20 protein-coding genes are annotated in these 16826 nt (G+C 58.9%); 8 read left to right on the top strand and 12 right to left on the bottom strand.

Going from position 1 to position 16826, the window contains the following annotated elements:
- Positions 1-104 precede the first annotated feature (104 nt).
- The 5 genes from AO240_RS03565 to AO240_RS03545 form a co-directional block, all read right to left on the bottom strand.
- Positions 105-1160, bottom strand: a complete 1056-nt coding sequence (locus AO240_RS03565) for a nitronate monooxygenase family protein (protein WP_099235172.1) — start codon at positions 1158-1160, stop codon at positions 105-107.
- A 73-nt stretch (positions 1161-1233) separates the two neighbouring features.
- Complete coding sequence (gene ada, locus AO240_RS03560) at positions 1234-2316, bottom strand: bifunctional DNA-binding transcriptional regulator/O6-methylguanine-DNA methyltransferase Ada (protein WP_099235171.1); 1083 nt, start codon at positions 2314-2316, stop codon at positions 1234-1236.
- A gap of 75 nt (positions 2317-2391) precedes the next feature.
- Positions 2392-3057, bottom strand: a complete 666-nt coding sequence (gene alkB / locus AO240_RS03555) for a DNA oxidative demethylase AlkB (protein WP_099235170.1) — start codon at positions 3055-3057, stop codon at positions 2392-2394.
- 3 nt (positions 3058-3060) lie between these two features.
- The gene (locus AO240_RS28585) at positions 3061-3228 is read right to left on the bottom strand and encodes a hypothetical protein (RefSeq protein ID WP_099235169.1); all 168 of its coding nucleotides are present in this window, start codon (positions 3226-3228) and stop codon (positions 3061-3063) included.
- Between the two features lie 26 nt (positions 3229-3254).
- Positions 3255-3557 carry a DUF1883 domain-containing protein gene (locus AO240_RS03545; RefSeq protein WP_058413999.1) on the bottom strand — a complete coding sequence of 101 codons (303 nt, stop codon included), beginning with the start codon at positions 3555-3557 and terminating at the stop codon, positions 3255-3257.
- Between the two features lie 212 nt (positions 3558-3769).
- On the opposite strand from AO240_RS03545, the gene AO240_RS03540 reads away from it, so the two are divergent.
- Positions 3770-4120 (top strand): hypothetical protein, encoded by a 351-nt coding sequence (locus tag AO240_RS03540; RefSeq protein ID WP_099235168.1) that lies wholly within the window; start codon positions 3770-3772, stop codon positions 4118-4120.
- A 192-nt stretch (positions 4121-4312) separates the two neighbouring features.
- Positions 4313-4543 (top strand): hypothetical protein, encoded by a 231-nt coding sequence (locus tag AO240_RS03535; RefSeq protein ID WP_058413997.1) that lies wholly within the window; start codon positions 4313-4315, stop codon positions 4541-4543.
- 9 nt (positions 4544-4552) lie between these two features.
- Here AO240_RS03535 and AO240_RS03530 read toward each other — a convergent pair whose 3' ends face one another.
- Together AO240_RS03530 and AO240_RS03525 are read right to left on the bottom strand one after the other, a co-directional pair.
- Complete coding sequence (locus AO240_RS03530; protein WP_099235167.1) at positions 4553-4837, bottom strand: hypothetical protein; 285 nt, start codon at positions 4835-4837, stop codon at positions 4553-4555.
- A 144-nt stretch (positions 4838-4981) separates the two neighbouring features.
- Positions 4982-5167, bottom strand: a complete 186-nt coding sequence (locus AO240_RS03525) for a hypothetical protein (protein ID WP_082649065.1) — start codon at positions 5165-5167, stop codon at positions 4982-4984.
- A gap of 310 nt (positions 5168-5477) precedes the next feature.
- On the opposite strand from AO240_RS03525, the gene galU reads away from it, so the two are divergent.
- Both galU and gorA read left to right on the top strand, forming a co-directional pair.
- Positions 5478-6317 (top strand): UTP--glucose-1-phosphate uridylyltransferase GalU, encoded by an 840-nt coding sequence (galU, locus tag AO240_RS03520; RefSeq protein WP_058413995.1) that lies wholly within the window; start codon positions 5478-5480, stop codon positions 6315-6317.
- Positions 6318-6431: 114 nt separating this feature from the next.
- The gene (gene gorA, locus AO240_RS03515; RefSeq protein ID WP_099235166.1) at positions 6432-7790 is read left to right on the top strand and encodes a glutathione-disulfide reductase; all 1359 of its coding nucleotides are present in this window, start codon (positions 6432-6434) and stop codon (positions 7788-7790) included.
- Here gorA and AO240_RS03510 read toward each other — a convergent pair whose 3' ends face one another.
- Positions 7791-8798, bottom strand: a complete 1008-nt coding sequence (locus tag AO240_RS03510; protein WP_099235165.1) for a DNA-binding protein — start codon at positions 8796-8798, stop codon at positions 7791-7793.
- A gap of 170 nt (positions 8799-8968) precedes the next feature.
- Here AO240_RS03510 and AO240_RS03505 point away from each other — a divergent pair, with 170 nt between their 5' ends.
- The 3 genes from AO240_RS03505 to ahpF all read left to right on the top strand — a co-directional run bounded on the left by AO240_RS03505 (position 8969) and on the right by ahpF (position 12293).
- On the top strand, positions 8969-9901 hold the full coding sequence (locus AO240_RS03505; RefSeq protein WP_099235164.1) for a site-specific integrase: 933 nt from the start codon (positions 8969-8971) through the stop codon (positions 9899-9901).
- A 132-nt stretch (positions 9902-10033) separates the two neighbouring features.
- The gene (gene ahpC, locus AO240_RS03500; RefSeq protein ID WP_056839222.1) at positions 10034-10597 is read left to right on the top strand and encodes an alkyl hydroperoxide reductase subunit C; all 564 of its coding nucleotides are present in this window, start codon (positions 10034-10036) and stop codon (positions 10595-10597) included.
- A gap of 130 nt (positions 10598-10727) precedes the next feature.
- The gene (gene ahpF / locus AO240_RS03495; protein ID WP_099235163.1) at positions 10728-12293 is read left to right on the top strand and encodes an alkyl hydroperoxide reductase subunit F; all 1566 of its coding nucleotides are present in this window, start codon (positions 10728-10730) and stop codon (positions 12291-12293) included.
- A 63-nt stretch (positions 12294-12356) separates the two neighbouring features.
- Here ahpF and gloA read toward each other — a convergent pair whose 3' ends face one another.
- Positions 12357-12878, bottom strand: coding sequence for a lactoylglutathione lyase (gene gloA, locus AO240_RS03490; RefSeq protein ID WP_099235162.1), 522 nt, complete (start codon positions 12876-12878; stop codon positions 12357-12359).
- 198 nt (positions 12879-13076) lie between these two features.
- Here gloA and AO240_RS03485 point away from each other — a divergent pair, with 198 nt between their 5' ends.
- On the top strand, positions 13077-13613 hold the full coding sequence (locus AO240_RS03485; RefSeq protein ID WP_099235309.1) for a DUF4946 domain-containing protein: 537 nt from the start codon (positions 13077-13079) through the stop codon (positions 13611-13613).
- Positions 13614-13723: 110 nt separating this feature from the next.
- Here AO240_RS03485 and AO240_RS03480 read toward each other — a convergent pair whose 3' ends face one another.
- The 3 genes from AO240_RS03480 to AO240_RS03470 form a co-directional block, all read right to left on the bottom strand.
- A complete protein-coding gene (locus AO240_RS03480; RefSeq protein ID WP_058413989.1) occupies positions 13724-14089 on the bottom strand; it encodes a histone-like nucleoid-structuring protein, MvaT/MvaU family in 366 nt (121 codons plus the stop codon).
- Between the two features lie 199 nt (positions 14090-14288).
- Complete coding sequence (locus AO240_RS03475) at positions 14289-15830, bottom strand: EAL domain-containing protein (protein ID WP_099235161.1); 1542 nt, start codon at positions 15828-15830, stop codon at positions 14289-14291.
- A gap of 111 nt (positions 15831-15941) precedes the next feature.
- A complete protein-coding gene (locus AO240_RS03470) occupies positions 15942-16811 on the bottom strand; it encodes a LysR family transcriptional regulator (protein ID WP_099235160.1) in 870 nt (289 codons plus the stop codon).
- Positions 16812-16826 lie beyond the last annotated feature (15 nt).

The following is a 16826-nucleotide window of genomic DNA, read 5'->3' as shown; positions in this document are numbered from 1 at the left end:
GTTATAGGCAGGTGGCTTTACCGCTATGTACGGGAATATATAGCGGTTGGCCATCGCCGGTACAGTGCAAAGTTCTCCGGGCCACTCGCCTCAGTGTTGAAACGCTACAGCCTGGCCAGCGCTTGCTCGGCCAATTCGCGCGTCAGTTCGTAAGCGGGCATGTGTTTGCCCAAGCGCAGTGCCTGCCCCGACCACAAGTTGCTGAAACCCGCTTCATCACGCGCTTTGAGCGGCATCAACGCGCCGCCCGAGGTGGGGAATGCAGGCGCTGCCGGGTTGATCGCGCCCAGTTCGCGCATCACGCGGTTCACGATGCCGCGCGCCGGGCGGCCGGTAAACAGGTTGGTCAACGCGGTGTCGCTGGCTTGCGCATGTTGCAACGCATGCCGGTGGGACGCGCTGATGTTGGCCTCGTCTGTAAACAGGTACGCGGTGCCAAGCTGCACGGCGCACGCGCCAAGCGCGAATGCCGCGACGATCCCGCGGGCATCGCCGATGCCGCCTGCGGCAATCACCGGCACGCTGACCGCGTCGACAATTTGCGGCAGCAGTGCCATCAGGCCAATCTGGGTATTCAGGTCGTCGCTGAGAAACAACCCGCGATGCCCGCCTGCCTCAATGCCCATCGCAATAATTGCATCGCAGCCGTGCTGCTCCAGCCACACGGCTTCGGCCACGGTGGTGGCTGACGACAGCACCTTGGCGCCGGTGGCTTTTACCCGGTCGAGCAAGGCCTGTTCCGGCAGGCCGAAGTGAAAACTCACCACTTCTGGGCGAAACGCTTCAACGATTTTGCAGGCGGCATCGTTGAAGGGCGCGCGATCAGACACCGGGGTCGGCGCGTCGAAGTCGGCGCCCAGTTCGTGGTAGTAGGGCTCCAGCAAGTTCTTCCAGTGCCGGTCACGTTGTGCATCGGCCACAGGCGGTTGATGGCAGAAGAAATTCACGTTGAGCGGGCGCACGTTTGCCTGGCGCAGGGTGGTCAAGGCTTCGCGCAGTTGCTCGATGCTCAACCCGGCCGCCGGCATCGAACCGAGGCCGCCCGCTGCATTCACCGCGCTGACCATGGCGGTGGTGGTCGCCGCAACCATGGGCGCCTGGATGATGGGCAAATCAATGCCCAAGAGGTCGAGAATTCGGGTGTCTGGCCAGGTGCTCATGGCGGATGCGTCTCCAGCGTCAGTAAGGCGTGGCGCTGTTGTAGCAGGGCGCTTGGCGCGCGGCCAGTGCGTTTTATTCACTGGACGAAGGCGACGTTTCGTGAAGCTCTGCACCGCCGTGTTCTCGCTCCAGCAGTTGGCGCTTGCGTTCTATGCCCCAGCGGTAGCCCGACAGTTCGCCGTTACTGCGCACCACGCGATGGCACGGAATCGCCACCGCCAGCGCGTTGGCGGCACAGGCCTGAGCCACCGCGCGAAACGACTTGGGCGCGCCGATGCGCTGGGCGATCTGCGCGTAGCTGGCGGTGCTGCCCGGCGGAATGTCGCGCAGCGCCTGCCACACGCGCTCCTGAAACGCGGTGCCGCGCAAGTCCAGCGGCAAATTCAACCCCAGTGCGGGCGCTTCGATAAACCCCACGACGTGGGCGATCAACTGTTCAAAGCCCTGATCTGCGCCGACTAATTCGGCGTTGCGAAATTTATCCTGCAGCTCGCGCACCAGCGTGTCCGGGTCGTCCCCCAGCAAAATCGCGCAGACGCCGCGTTGGCTCTGCGCCACCAGAATCGCGCCCAGCGAGCATTGGCCCACGGCAAACAGAATCTGGCTGTGGCTGCCGCCGGCTTTGTAATCGCTGGGTTTCATGCCGAGCAGTTGCTCGGCCGCGGCATAAAAGCGGCTGTTGGAGTTGAAGCCGGCCTCGTACAGCGCCTCGGTCACCGAGTGCTGGCGGTGCAGGCCGTCACGTATTTTGCGCGAACGCAGGGCGCTGGCATAACCCTTGGGCGTCAGGCCAGTGACGCCTTTGAATACCCGATGGAAATGGAAAGGGCTTAACCCGGCCAGGCGTGCAAGCGCTTCCAGGTTGGGCGGCGTTTCAGCCTGCTCCAGGTGCCTGCACGCATTCGCCACCAACTGCGCGTGGTGCGCGGCCAATTGAGTCTGGTCACCCAGCGCGCGTTTACTCGGGCGATAGCCTGCGGCTTCGGCGAGGGCGGCGCTGTCGAAGAATTCAATATTGTCCGGGCGCGGCAAGCGCGAGGCACTGCTGGGGCGGCAATACACGCCGGTGGTTTTTACGCCATACACAAACAGCGCGTCGGCCTTGGCGTCGCGGGCGACGATGGCGGCCCAGCGGGGGTCTTGTTGGTTGCTCATGGCCTGCACTCTTGACGGGTCACGCGCAGATTAACCGCGTTGGTCACGCCAGGCACCCTCAAGCTTGCGGTCAAATCAGCCGGCGGTGCGAAAGGTCAGGTTGATGCGTTGCGGGCCCATGATCGGGTGCGCACCTTCCTTGATCGGCAGCACCCCATGAAAGCGCAGGCGATCGACGCCGCCCCAGACCACCACGTCGCCGTGGAACAGCGAGATCTTTTGCGTCTTGTCGCTGCGCGCGTGGCCGCCAAACAGAAAAATCGCCGGCAGGCCCAGCGACACCGAGACCACCGGCGCGCGGTAGCAGCGCTCGTTTTTGTCTTGGTGCAGGGACATTTTAGCGCCAGGCACATAGCGGTTGATCAGGCAGGCATCCGGCAAAAACGCGTCGAACCCAGCGTCGGTCGCCGCCAGCATCGCCAGTTGGCGCAACGCCTCTGGCATCGCCGGCCACGGTTGCTGGCTGCGCGGGTCAAGGGGGCTGTAACGATAACCGGCACTGTCGGTGGTCCAGCCCAGCTCGCCGCAACTGCTCAGCGCCGCCGACATGGTGAACCCACCGGGCGTGACCATCTGCCGAAACGGCGATTGCGCCAGCACCCCACGCAGTTCAGGCAGCAGGCGCTCAATCCAGGGCAGGGCGTAGCCCCTGAGCACGTAAGACTCTTCGCCAATCTGCTCGCGCCGCGCGGGTTGTTGCAGGGCGTCATCGGCGAACAAATCAGCAGTCGGGCCTGGCATGGCTTACAGCGCCTTGCTCACTTTTACATCGGTGATTTTGTCGCTGTCATCGTGCATCTTCGCCAGCGCATGCTTGGCTTCATCGACGCTGTTGGTTTTTAACTGCGCGAATTCAAAGCGGCGTTCGCCGTTAAGCTTGTAATTAATGACGTATTTAGTCGTGGTGGTCACAGCTATCTTCCTGTCGAGTGCTCGGATCAGCTCAGTTTGCTGCTGGTGCGACGAACGATGCGAATCTTGTGGGACAAAGCAGGCTTGCGCGTAACGCTGATGGCGCGGCGGGTGACCACGTCCAGGGTAATGTTCCAGAACCCGGTGCTCGGCGCGGTGATTCTGGCCGGGAAGTCCTCGAATGCGCCGCCGTGGTAGGTGTGGCGGCCACCGTTCTTGAAGCTGCGGAAGTTGGCGTCGCTCATCAAACGAATGTTGCAGGTCTGCGAGCATTCGATGACCACGATGTCGCCCTCGTTGAGATGCTCGCGCTGGTGGATGAATTTCATGGGGTGTCTCCAGAAGGGCTTTTTCTGAAAAATCAGAATGATACGTAGGATAAGATAGAGTTTATCAGCCCTAGCGCGGTTATTATCGGGTCGTCGTCGATGAGTTCGACAATTTAAAACAGTTATTTCTCAGGTTTTTAGAGATAAGTCCTACATTGATGGGAGAAATTTTCTCTCGGCGCTGTCCTAGGGTCTTTATCGGAGGTGTTCGTATGAAGTGGAGTGTGTTGGTGCTGGCCTTGGCGTTGGGTGGCTGTGCTTCGGTTGCAGATATCAAGCAGACCCCGCCAACCCTGGTGGTCATTTCAGGCAAAAAACCGCCTGAGTATGCCGCATGCGTGGTCCGCAAGTTGGCCGCGACTCGCCGCCCGCCGCAGATCGAACCGCATAAGGACGGTGTGCAGGTCATTGTGCCGCAGAAATTCTCGTCTGACCCGTCGGCGATCTTCGAAATTGACGACCGCTCCAGCGGCAGCAGCATCAAGCTCTATGAGAGCATGTCGAATGTGCCTATCCGCCCGGGTGACGTTAAAAAAGCCGGGGAAGATTGTATCTCCGGCTGAGCCTTCACAGGTTTAACCCGCACACAGTTGAGTCCGATAAAAAAGCCTGACGCTGCGGTTGCAGTGTCAGGCTTTTTTTGTGCTGATGTCGGCGCGGTGGCGAAGGCGCCGTTAAACTGTCGGTTATTCAATGCAAAAAATGCCGCGCAACGGTTGAGGTTGCACGGCACTTGTCTTTTTTGGAAGCCCGCCATGAAACGTGAACACGTCAGAGCCCGCCACGCCGAGGGTCAGATCTCGGCCACCCATGTCATCCAGAACCCTGCCGATCTTGGCGAGTGGATCGTATTTTTCAAGAAAAGCGGCGGGCGCAGTTATTTCCTGGTGGATGAGCAGGATGAGGTTGAGTCATTTGCGAAGCTGGACGATTTGATCGAGTTGCTGCGCGAACTCGGGATCAAGTTCGCCGAAATTCACCTGTAGCCCTGCGGCTTACTTGCAGACCACAACCACGCTGCGGCCCTTGAAGTTGCCGACGTCTTTGCCGAGGGTCTTGTCGTCTTCTTTCAGCGACGGCGTGCCTTCGGTTCCGACGATGCGGTAGCCGGTGCCGGCGCAGGAAGCGTCAGCTTTCTCGTAGCAACTGGCCCAGGAGTTCGCCTCGCCAGAACAGTCGATGGTCAAACCTTGCTCGCCGTTTTTCAAGTAGGTATCAGAGGTGGTGGTGCAGCCGGTGATCAGCGTCAGTGCCGCAGCCAGTGCCAGAATCTTGTTCATGTGTAAGGTCGTCGTCGAGGTGTTGGAGGGGCGCTGACACTGTCGTGGGGCGTTTGCAGCAGATTATAGCTAACTGCCATCAAGGTACAGACAAACACTACAAAGCCCCGTTCAACGGGGCTTTGTGCGCAAGCTTTTGAACGCTTACTTCTTCTTCGGCCGTGCGCTGGACGCGTGACCCGCTTCATCCACAAATACTTCGGCGACTGCCACTGCCTGACTCTCGGTCGCGAATGCGCCGGCAACACTGTCACCGTGGAAGTTGATCAAGTGCCAGCCGTCTGCGCGCTGGGTGATCAGGTAGCCGTTTACACCTTTTGGTTCTGACATCTATTAACAATCTCGTGGTCTGGTTCAAGGGCGCAATGATAGCGCCAAATGCCCCGAACGCGCGCAAGTTGTTGCAGCGCAGTGTTCTACACCCAAAAGCGTGCTAAAACAGTCAGAGGCCTTTTAAACAAAGGCGCTCAGGCCGGTTTTGTGTAACCACTGGTGACGCTCTTTGTATGATTAGCGGAACTTACGCCGACATTTTTTCTCTATGTTGACATCGCAACGCCAGCAGGAGCCATTGTAAGGTGACTGCGGCCTCATTAGACTGCGCCGAATTCCGTACGCACAGCCCTTTGTAAGGACTCATATGATCAAGAAATGCTTGTTCCCAGCAGCCGGTTACGGCACTCGCTTCTTGCCAGCGACCAAGGCCATGCCCAAAGAGATGCTGCCGGTGGTGAACAAGCCACTGATTCAGTACGGCGTCGAAGAGGCACTGGATGCCGGTTTGAACGAAATCTCCATCGTCACCGGCCGCGGTAAGCGCGCACTGGAAGACCACTTCGACATCAGCTACGAGCTGGAAAACCAGATCAAGGGCACCGACAAGGAAAAGTACCTGGTCGGTATCCGCAAACTGCTCGACGAGTGCTCGTTCTCCTACACCCGTCAAACCCAGATGAAAGGCCTTGGCCACGCAATCCTCACCGGTCGCCCACTGATCGGTGACGAACCGTTCGCCGTGGTGCTGGCGGATGACCTGTGTGTAAACCTCGACGGCAAAGGCGTTCTGGAACAGATGGTTGATCTGTTCAAGAAATACCGTTGCACCATCGTTGCGGTGATGGAAGTAGACCCATCGCAAACCAACAAGTACGGCGTGATCGCCGGCGACGAAATTGGTGATGGCCTGATCCGCGTTCGCGACATGGTCGAGAAGCCAAACCCGGAAGACGCTCCGTCGAACCTGGCGATCATCGGTCGTTACATCCTGACCCCGGACATCTTCAAGCTGATCGAAGAAACCGAGCCAGGCAAGGGCGGCGAAATCCAGATCACCGACGCCCTGTTGAAGCAAGCCAAAGACGGCTGCGTAATCGCCTACAAATTCAAAGGCCAGCGTTTCGACTGCGGCGGTGCTGAAGGCTACATCGAGGCAACCAACTTCTGCTTCGAGCACTTCTACAAGACGGGCAAGGCTTACTGATTCAGGCTTGCCTGACTGCTATGCCGATGTAAGTAAAAAGCCACCTTCGGGTGGCTTTTTGGTTTTTCGGCCCCATCTAAGTCGGTATGCTGATGCCCTGCCGAGGAGAATGAAATGGCCTACGATTTTGATCTGTATGTAATTGGCGCCGGTTCCGGCGGTGTGCGCGCGGCGCGTTTTGCCGCAGGTTTTGGCGCCAAGGTAGCCGTGGCGGAAAGCCGCTACTTGGGCGGCACCTGCGTCAACGTCGGCTGCGTGCCAAAAAAATTGTTGGTCTACGGCGCGCATTTCGCCGAGGACTTCGAGCAAGCCAGTGGTTTCGGCTGGTCGTTGGGCGAAGCAAAATTTGATTGGGCGACCTTGATCGCCAACAAAGATCGCGAAATCAATCGCCTTAATGGCATCTACCGCAACCTGCTGGTCAACAGCGGCGTGACCCTGCATGAGGGCCACGCACGCCTGGTCGATCCGCACCAGGTAGAGATCAATGGCCAACGCTTTACCGCCAAGCACATCTTGATCGCTACCGGCGGCTGGCCGCAGATTCCGGACATTCCAGGGCGCGAACACGCCATCGGCTCCAATGAAGCGTTCTTCCTCAAAGAGCTGCCCAAACGCGTGCTGGTGGTGGGTGGTGGTTACATTGCGGTTGAGTTCGCCGGCATTTTCCATGGCTTGGGCGCGCGCACCACGCTGCTGTACCGCGGCGACCTGTTCTTGCGCGGCTTCGACGGTTCGGTGCGCAAGCACCTGCATGAAGAGTTGACCAAGCGCGGCCTGGACCTGCAGTTTAATGCCGACATCGAGCGCATCGACAAACAGGCGGACGGCAGCCTCAAGGCCACGCTGAAAGACGGCCGCGAGCTGGAAGCCGATTGCGTGTTCTACGCCACGGGTCGCCGGCCAATGCTCGACAACCTCGGCCTGGAAAACACGGGCGTGAAGTTGGACGAGCGCGGTTTTGTCGAAGTGGATGAGCAGTACCAGACCGCCGACGCATCGATCCTGGCGATTGGCGATGTGATTGGTCGCGTGCAATTGACCCCGGTTGCGCTGGCCGAAGGCATGGCGGTGGCGCGGCGTTTGTTCAAGCCTGAGCAATACCGCCCGGTCGATTACGCGATGATCCCGACGGCGGTGTTCAGCCTGCCGAATATCGGCACTGTCGGCCTGACCGAAGAAGAGGCGAAGAAGAACGGCCACCGTGTGCAACTGTTCGAAAGCCGCTTCAGGCCGATGAAGTTGACGCTGACCGACTGCCAGGAAAAAACCTTGATGAAACTGGTGGTCGACGCCGACACCGACAAGGTGCTGGGTTGCCACATGGTTGGCCCCGACGCTGGCGAAATCATCCAGGGCTTGGCGATCGCGCTCAAGGCTGGCGCGACCAAGCAGCAGTTCGACGAGACCATTGGCGTGCACCCGACGTCGGCGGAAGAGTTCGTCACCATGCGCACGCCTGTCGACGACTGATCAGGTGTCGGGCGTTGCCTCTGGCGCCGTTGCAACGGCGGCCGCCAGGCGCAATGCCTCAATGCTGGCCTGGGCCTTGATCAGGTCCAACTCCAGGGCTTTGTGGGCGTTTTGCTGTTCGGTCAGGGCTTGCTGGCGTGATTGGCTCTCCAGCACTGCCACTCGCAAACGTTCTTGAAGCAGCGTGCGTTCACTTTCAATCAGGCTGACCTGCTGGCTCAACGTGAGCTGCAGCGCTTGGTCTTTGCGGGTTTGCTCCTGCAGCGCGGCCAATTCCTTCGCCGTCACCCGATGCTCGATCAATAGCCGCTCATTGTCGCGGTGCAGCTGGGTGATTTCATCCTGGCGCACCATCGCACTTTGCTGGGCCTGACGGAGTTCTGCCTGTACCTGTTGCAGTTGGCCTTCGTGGCGACGTTGCTCCTGCTCACGCTGCTCTTTGATCGCGTTGCGGTAATGCTCCAGCGCATCGCGCGCGTGCAGGTGCTTTTCTTCCAGCGAGCGAATCTGCTCGTCCTTGTCGTTAATCCTTAATTCGTAATCGCTGCACGCCTGGCTGAGCCCGGCGTTACGGGTTTGCTCGGTCTGCAAGCTGGCGCTGGTGGTGAGCAGGGCCGCGCTTTCTTCGGCCAGCGCCGCGCCTTGAATATCAAATTGCTGCTTGAGCTGGCTGTGCGCGGCTTCCAGCGTTTCTACCTGGGCGAGCAGGGCGGCTTTGTGCTGTTCGAATTGCGCCAAGGCCAGGTCGATGGGCTCCTGCGCCTTTTCTTTCAAGCGCTGCGCCAGCCGCGCCACCAGCTCACCGAGTTCGTCGTCAATCGGCGCTTCGGTGATGGTCAACCGGGTTTCGCTGTCGTCCAGCTCTTTCAAATAGCGGTGAATCGTGGTTTTCGAGCCGGTATTGCCCATTTCGATGCGTACCGCGTCGATGCTGGGGTTTTCGCCACGGGCAATGAGTGCCAGGCGCGCCGTTTGAACCACTGCTTTGTTTATGCCGCCGCGTGCCATGAGGTCTCCGTCGATTTAGTACTGTGTTACGTAGTATGTATATACGTACTATAACACGATTCTAAAAACGTTTAAATTTAGGATTTATCAGATGGGATATTGGCGTATTATCCCGTCTCACTAGCGTTTTAACCGCCGATACACCCGCTGGCAGTACGAATAGGCCCCTTATGAGCGACTTGGACCGTTACCTCAATGCCGCCACCCGCGATAACACGCGGCGCAGTTACCGTGCGGCGATCGAACACTTCGAAGTTAGTTGGGGCGGGTTCCTGCCGGCTACCAGTGACAGCGTGGCGCGCTACCTGGTCGCGCATGCAGGCGTGTTGGCGGTGAACACCTTGAAGCTGCGGCTCTCGGCACTCGCGCAGTGGCACACCAGCCAGGGTTTTCCCGACCCGACCAAGGCGCCGGTGGTGCGCAAAGTGCTCAAGGGCATTCGCGCCGTGCACCCGGCGCGTGAAAAACAAGCCGAGCCTTTGCAGCTCAAGCATCTGGAGCAGGTCGTCGGGTTTCTGCAAGAGGATGCAAACGCTGCGCGCGAGGCTGATGATCAGCCGCGCTTGCTACGCGCCAAGCGCGACACTGCGTTAATTCTGCTGGGCTTCTGGCGCGGTTTTCGCAGTGACGAGCTCTGCCGCTTGGCGATTGAGCATGTGCAGGCCACGCCCGGCGCCGGCATCAGCCTGTACTTGCCGCGCAGCAAAAGTGATCGCGAGAATCTCGGCAAAACCTATCAAACCCCGGCGCTGCTGCGCCTGTGCCCGGTGCAGGCGTACAGTGAATGGCTCAGCGCTTCGGCCTTGGTGCGTGGCCCGGTGTTCCGCGCGGTGGACCGTTGGGGCAACCTGGGCGAGGAGGGCTTGCACCCCAACAGCGTGATCCCGTTGCTGCGTCAGGCGTTGGAGCGCGCCGGCATTCCTGCCGATCAATACACCAGTCACTCGCTGCGGCGCGGCTTTGCGAGCTGGGCGCATCGCAGTGGCTGGGACCTCAAGTCGCTGATGAGTTACGTCGGCTGGAGCGACATCAAATCTGCGATGCGCTATGTTGAAGCCGCGCCCTTTCTCGGCATGACCCTGGCCACCCCGGCGCTGATTTGAGTTTTCTTCTATTAATACCGTCACTTGATAGGGAAAACCAATCGTTAGCATCAGGTTTGCCAATGAGCCACCAGCCGAAAGAGTGGGTAGGATTCACCCCATCAACTTCTTAACCCTGACGGAGATTCAACGATGCCTATCATCAACAGCCAAGTAAAACCGTTCAAAGCTACCGCCTACAAAAACGGCAACTTCGTAGACGTGTCGGAAGCTGATCTGAAAGGCAAATGGTCCGTAGTATTTTTCTACCCGGCTGACTTCACCTTCGTTTGCCCAACCGAACTGGAAGACCTGGCTGACAACTACGCCGAATTCCAGAAACTGGGCGTCGAAATCTACAGCGTTTCCACCGACACCCACTTTGCTCACGCTGCCTGGCACAACACTTCGCCAGCCATCGGCAAAATCCAGTACACCATGATCGGCGACCCAACCCTGACCATCTCCCGCAACTTCGACGTACTGATCGAAGAAGCTGGCCTGGCAGACCGCGGTACTTTCGTGATCAACCCGGAAGGTCAGATCAAGATCGTTGAACTGAACGACGGTGGTGTTGGCCGTGACGCTTCCGAGCTGCTGCGCAAAATCAAGGCTGCTCAGTACGTTGCTGCTCACCCAGGCGAAGTCTGCCCAGCCAAGTGGAAAGAAGGCGAGGCCACCTTGGCTCCGTCCCTGGACCTGGTCGGCAAGATCTAAGTCTGTGAACGACCTCAGGGCGGATTTTGCCGCACCTTAAGTAAGCTGCACCGCCCTCAAAACGCCTGGGCGAGTTTCGCTCGGGCGTTTTTTTGTCTGCAATAAATCGAATTAATAGGAAATCGCCCGTATGTTGGACGCCAATCTTAAAGCTCAGTTGAAGTCATACCTGGAACGGGTCACCCAGCCGATCGAGATCATCGCGTCCCTCGACGACGGTGCGAAATCCCAGGAAATGCTGGCCCTTTTGCAAGATGTAGCCAGCCTCTCCACGCTGATTACCCTGAAAAGCGATGGCGATGATGCGCGCAAGCCTTCGTTCTCCCTCAACCGCCCAGGTGCCGCTATCAACCTGCGTTTTGCCGGCATCCCTATGGGGCATGAATTCACTTCGCTGGTGTTGGCCCTGCTGCAAGTCGGTGGCCACCCGTCGAAGGCGAGTGTCGAGGTGATTGAACAAATCCGCGCACTCAAAGGCGAGTTCAGCTTCGAGACTTACTTCTCGCTGTCCTGCCAGAACTGCCCGGACGTGGTCCAGGCGCTAAACCTGATGGCCGTGCTTAACCCGAACATCCGCCACGTTGCCATCGACGGCGCGCTGTTCCAGGCCGAAGTTGATGAGCGCCAAGTCATGGCGGTGCCCAGCGTTTACCTCAACGGTGTGAATTTTGGCCAGGGCCGCATGGGCCTGGAAGAAATCCTCGCCAAGCTCGACACCAGCGGTATCGAAAAAGCCGCCGAAAAAATCAGCGCCAAAGACGCGTTTGATGTGCTGGTCGTCGGCGGTGGCCCAGCGGGCGCTACCGCCGCGATCTACGCAGCACGTAAAGGCATCCGCACCGGTGTGGCCGCAGAGCGTTTTGGCGGGCAAGTGCTGGACACCATGTCCATCGAAAACTTCATTTCCGTACAGGAAACCGAAGGGCCGAAACTGGTCAGCGCGCTGGAAGCTCACGTGCGTCAGTACGACGTCGACATCATGAACCTGCAGCGTGCAAGCAGCCTGGTGCCGGCAAAAAATCCCGGCGAGCTGCACGAGATTCGGTTTGAAAGCGGCGCGACGCTCAAGTCCAAGACGTTGATTTTGGCGACCGGCGCACGCTGGCGCGAAATGGGTGTGCCGGGCGAGCAGGAATACAAAGCCAAAGGCGTGTGCTTCTGCCCGCACTGTGATGGCCCGCTGTTCAAAGGCAAGCGCGTAGCAGTGATCGGCGGCGGTAACTCCGGCGTTGAAGCGGCCATCGACTTGGCCGGTATCGTCAGCCATGTGACCTTGCTTGAGTTCGACAGCAAGTTGCGCGCCGACGCCGTGCTGCAACGCAAGCTTCACAGCCTGCCTAACGTTGACGTGATCACCAGTGCGTTGACCAGTGAAGTCAAAGGCGATGGCCAAAAAGTCACCGGCTTGGCGTACAAGGACCGCGACAGCGGCGAGTTCAACACCATCGACCTGGAAGGTATCTTTGTGCAGATTGGTTTGCTGCCCAACACCGACTGGCTCAAAGGCACTGTAGAACTGACGCCGCGTGGCGAGATCATTGTCGATGCGCGTGGCGAGACGTCGCTGCCAGGTGTATTCGCCGCCGGTGACGTGACCACGGTGCCGTACAAGCAGATCGTCATCGCGATAGGCGAGGGCGCCAAAGCTTCGCTGAGTGCCTTCGATCACCTGATCCGCACGTCTGCGCCAGCGTAAATATTGCTGCGTAAATGAAAAAACCCCATGAGTGATCATGGGTTTTTTTTGTAAGCGCGACGTTTACATCGGCGCCGGCTGAATGATCTCAACCCAGTACGCGTCCGGGTCTTTGATGAACGCCAGGCTTTTCATGCGGCCATCGGTCAGGCGCTTCTGGAAATCACAGCCCAAGGCTTCGAAGCGTTCGCACGCCGCCACAATATCCGGCACCGAAATGCAGATATGGCCAAAGCCACGCGGGTCAGTGTTGCCATTGTGATAGGCAAAGTCAGCATCGTTTTCGGTGCCGTGGTTGTGGGTCAATTCGAGAATGCCCGGGATCGACTTCATCCACTGGGTGCGTGCGGCGGCGTCGGCCGGGATCTGCGCCTTGTCTACCAGGGCCAGGAAGTACAGGCTGAATTCGGCTTCGGCGAAGTCGCGCTTTTCAACCAGAGAAAAACCCAGCACGCGGGTGTAGAAATCCAGCGATTTGGTAATGTCCTTGACCCGCAGCATCGTGTGGTTGAACACAAAGTTGGCGGTGGCGGTGTCAGGTTGGGCGGTAACGCCCGGAAAAGTGTTGAGATCGTGCAGGCTCATGGGCCCTCCAGAAAAAATCGGGCAAACGCCGCGTGCAGTGATAAGAGCGTTCCATTGGCGTGCGGCAAGCATCCATGCGGGCGAACCATGATACGCAAGGCCCGCCTGTTGCGCCAAACGAAAAAGGGCACGCCGCACTTGCGAGGTGCGTGCGGCTGGCCGCAAACTTTGGCGCTTGAACCTTGGGTGTTTTTCGTCATGAGCAAATTGCGTAAACCGCTGTTGAGCGCGTTGTGTTTACTGTTGGGCAGCCCGTTGGTGCTGGCTGCCGACCCGGAAATTCATTGGCCCGATGGCTGGCAAGTCGAAGCAGTGCAACCCGATGGCGAGCCGCCCAAAACAGCTCAGGCCGTGTCGCGGCAGCGCGCGATCAAGAATGATGAAGATGGCAACACCTTGATGGTCATCGAGTTGACCGGTACACCGATTGAAGCCGGGCACACCGTTAATCTTCAAGGTGTATTGCTGGAAATGCGTAAATCCATCCAGAAGGATTTTGCGCAAGGCGGTTATCAAAGCGTGTGCAGCAAGATGCACCCTGCAACATTGAGCCGTCTTGAGGCGTTGGAAACTACCTGTGTGATTACCGAGAACGGAAGACACGTATTGTCACAAACATTGGTGGGCGCAGTGGATGCCGATAAAGCGTATGTTTTTTCATACGCTGGCCAAGCGCAAGCATACGATGCGAGCAAGGACGAAGTGAGTTCGGTGCGCGACAGCCTGAAACTTTGAAGGTGTTACCCGGCTGGATGTTTCACCGTATGAAATATTAGTTAAGTCAGGTTTCAATTCGCTTAACAAAAAGCCCCGACCTGCGGGGCTTTTTTGTTAGTGCGTGCTGATCAGCCGCGCAGCCAGGATTCGACAGTGGCGGCGCCGTGCTGTTCTTTCCAGGCTTTCAGGCCGCGGTGGTTGCCGCCCTTGGTCTCGATCAATTCGCCGGTGTGCGGGTTGTGGTAAACCTTGACCACGCGCGCGCGACGCTGTTTCGGTGCGGCGGCAACAGCGGTGCCGGCCTTGCCGTGGTTAGGGTCAAGGATCGAAATGATCTCGCGCAGGCCTTTGCCGTAGTGCTTCATCAAGCCTTGCAGCTTTTCTTCAAATTCGATTTCTTTCTTCAGGCCAGCGTCGTTCTTCAGGGATTCCAGCTGGGCCAGCTGCTCTTGAAGGGCTTTTTCTGCTGCGCGAAATTCGGCGAGTCTGGACAAAATCTTTACTCCAATAGTGTAGTTTGCTGGTATCAACTGCAGATAAAGCGATAAGCCAAGGGCTGTAAGGCAACTCAAAGAAAGTGGCCCTTCTGCGAGTTAAGCACCGGCTGGAAAAATTGTAGTAGTTAATGCCTCACGAGTAAATCACGGCGGTTGCCTAAATAATAATATTTCATCGGGCGTGGTACAGGGCTATTCAGTGGCTGGCCAGCGACTTAATAAACTCGTCGGCGGGTAACGGTCGACCGAACAGGTAACCCTGCAGGAAGTCCACACCCTGTGCGGCGAGGTATTCGCACTGCTCGGCTGTTTCCACGCCCTCGGCCACGGTGCGCAGCGCCAGCTTGCCGGAGAGTTCGATGATGCTGTCCAGAATATGCCGCGAGAGTGCATCGGCGCCGATCATGGCGACAAAGCTTTGATCGATTTTCAAGTAATCCACATTAAAGTTACGCAAGTAACCCAGGCTGGAATGGCCAGTGCCGAAGTCGTCGAGGGCAATCATCACGCCCAGTTGATGCAGGGCATCGAACAGGCGACGGGTGATGTCGGTAGGCTCAATCAGCTCGCGCTCGGTTAACTCCAGCACTAACGTGACTTGGCCAGGCGCGAAGGCGGCGAGAAATTCCCGGCAGTCTTGCACCAGGTCCAGGTCCAGGCAGTGGCGGGCAGTGATATTCACCGCAACATGAAAACCAGGGCGCAAGTGCCCGACGTGGGGGGCGAGGTGCGCCGCGGTTTGGCGCATCAAGGCACGGGTCATCGGCACGATCAAACCGCAATGCTCGGCCAGCGGAATAAACAGGTCCGGGCGCACCAGGCCTTCCTTCGGGTGCTGCCAGCGCATCAACACTTCACAGCCCGCCCATTCAAGGCTATCGCCGCGCACCACGGGCTGGTAATACGCGATGAATTCGTTGGCGCCCAGCGCGCGCTGCAATTCATGCGTCGGCGCGCTGGAACGCTTTTGCAGCCACCACGCAAGGACGCCGGCGAGTACGCCAAAAAACACCACCAAGCCAAACAGTGCCGGGTAACGCGCCGCCATATACCGCCACACTTCACCGGCTGGCATACCGGCATCCACGCTGTACGGATAGTGCCCGGACTGCAGGTGATGGTGCGCCACCGCAAACGCCGGCACCGCTGAGGTATGCACCTTGCCGTCGGCGTCCAGCCAGTTTGGCCCTACTTGCAGGGTCAACTGCGCGTAACGGCTGATCAGGCGCAACGTATTGGTCAAGTGGTAGCCGTCAACCGATGCAAACGCAGCCTTGTCGCCGTCGACCAAGCGGTACACCAGCAGCGCAGTGTCCGGGGTCACCGGGTTGCCATTCATTAACCACAGCCTGCCGTCAACGTAGTCATTCGGGTTGACCGCCGAGAGATGGCTATCACCGAACAGCGAGGTGCAATACATGTTTTTTTGCCAGGACAAGGTGGTTGCGCGCACAAACGGTCGGCGCGTGACCTGCTCACGCAGCGCCAGTTGCGCAGCGTTGTCACAAGGCTGGCCGGCCAACGGCAGCAAGGCCTGAGCGGCGAGGGCGGTGTTGTCGAGCATCAGGTCAAACTGGCGCACAGCCTCTTGGGCGGTGTGCGCGGTGCTTTGTTGCAGGGTGCGTTCGGCTTGCCAGTGCAGGCTGACCACGCCCAACACAATCGGCAGCAGGCCGCTGAGTGCAGTGATCACATAGCGGGTCGCGCGCTTTCGCGGGCCGTTGACAGTCAGGGGCATGTGAGGAACGGCCTGTTGCAAGTTGGAGGGGCGACGCGGGTTTATGCTGATGATAGAGGGCCAGGGCGAAATAATCTCGCTGTACCTGGCCGTTCGGCCAGTACGGCATCGCTAGAAGTCGAGACTTTGCGCCAATTGAATAAACGCCAGCGTCGCCGGTGTTGACTGGCGTTTATCCAACACCGCCAAGCCGATATCACGGGTCACGGGCGGTGAAAGGGCGCGCACTTGGTAGCGTGGGTCCGGCGTCTGCGGCAACGAGGCCTGTGCCACCACGCTGACGCCATCGCCCCGGCTCACCGCCTCCACGGTGCTGAGCAGTTGCGAGCAGCGGTAGCGCACATTCGGCGTCAGCCGCGCGGCACTGAATAACCGTGAAACCAGCTCCAGCGACCCCGCTTCGGTGAGTATGAACGGGCCATCACACAGCGCCTGCAACGCCACGCAAGGCTGGCTCGCCAGCGGGTGCGCCGCCGGCAGCAGGGCGACCATCTGGTCTTTAAACAGCGCAAACGTATCAAAGCGTTCCTGTTCCAGCACCACAAACCCGACGTCGATCCGCCGCTCGTCCAGCCATTGGATCACTTGGCGGTCGGGGCCTTCGTCAACATGCACCTCAATGCCTGGGTGCTCCAGCCGAAACTGCTTGAGAATGCGCGGCAGCAAACGATTGGACGACGTGGGGCCGAAAGAGCCGACGCGCAACGTGCCACGCTTCATGCCGCGGGCATCGGAGGCCTCTTGCTGCAGCGTGTTGACCACGCCGAGCACCGTGCGTGCGCGCATCAGCAGTTGTTGGCCGATGTCACTCAGTTCGACCTGTGACTGATGGCGCCGAAACAACTCGACGCCCAATTCCTGTTCAAGCGCCTTGATCGAATGCGACACCGCCGACTGGCTGATACCCAAACGGTGGGCGGCGCTGGTGAAGCCTTGCAGCTCCGCGACGCGCGAGAAGATTTCAAGCTGTGTGAGGGTCATGAGTATTTACTCATT

It is taken from the genome of Pseudomonas sp. ICMP 460 (assembly GCF_002723595.1).
Lineage (GTDB): Bacteria > Pseudomonadota > Gammaproteobacteria > Pseudomonadales > Pseudomonadaceae > Aquipseudomonas > Aquipseudomonas kitaguniensis.
This window is presented reverse-complemented; position numbering and strand designations above follow the sequence as displayed.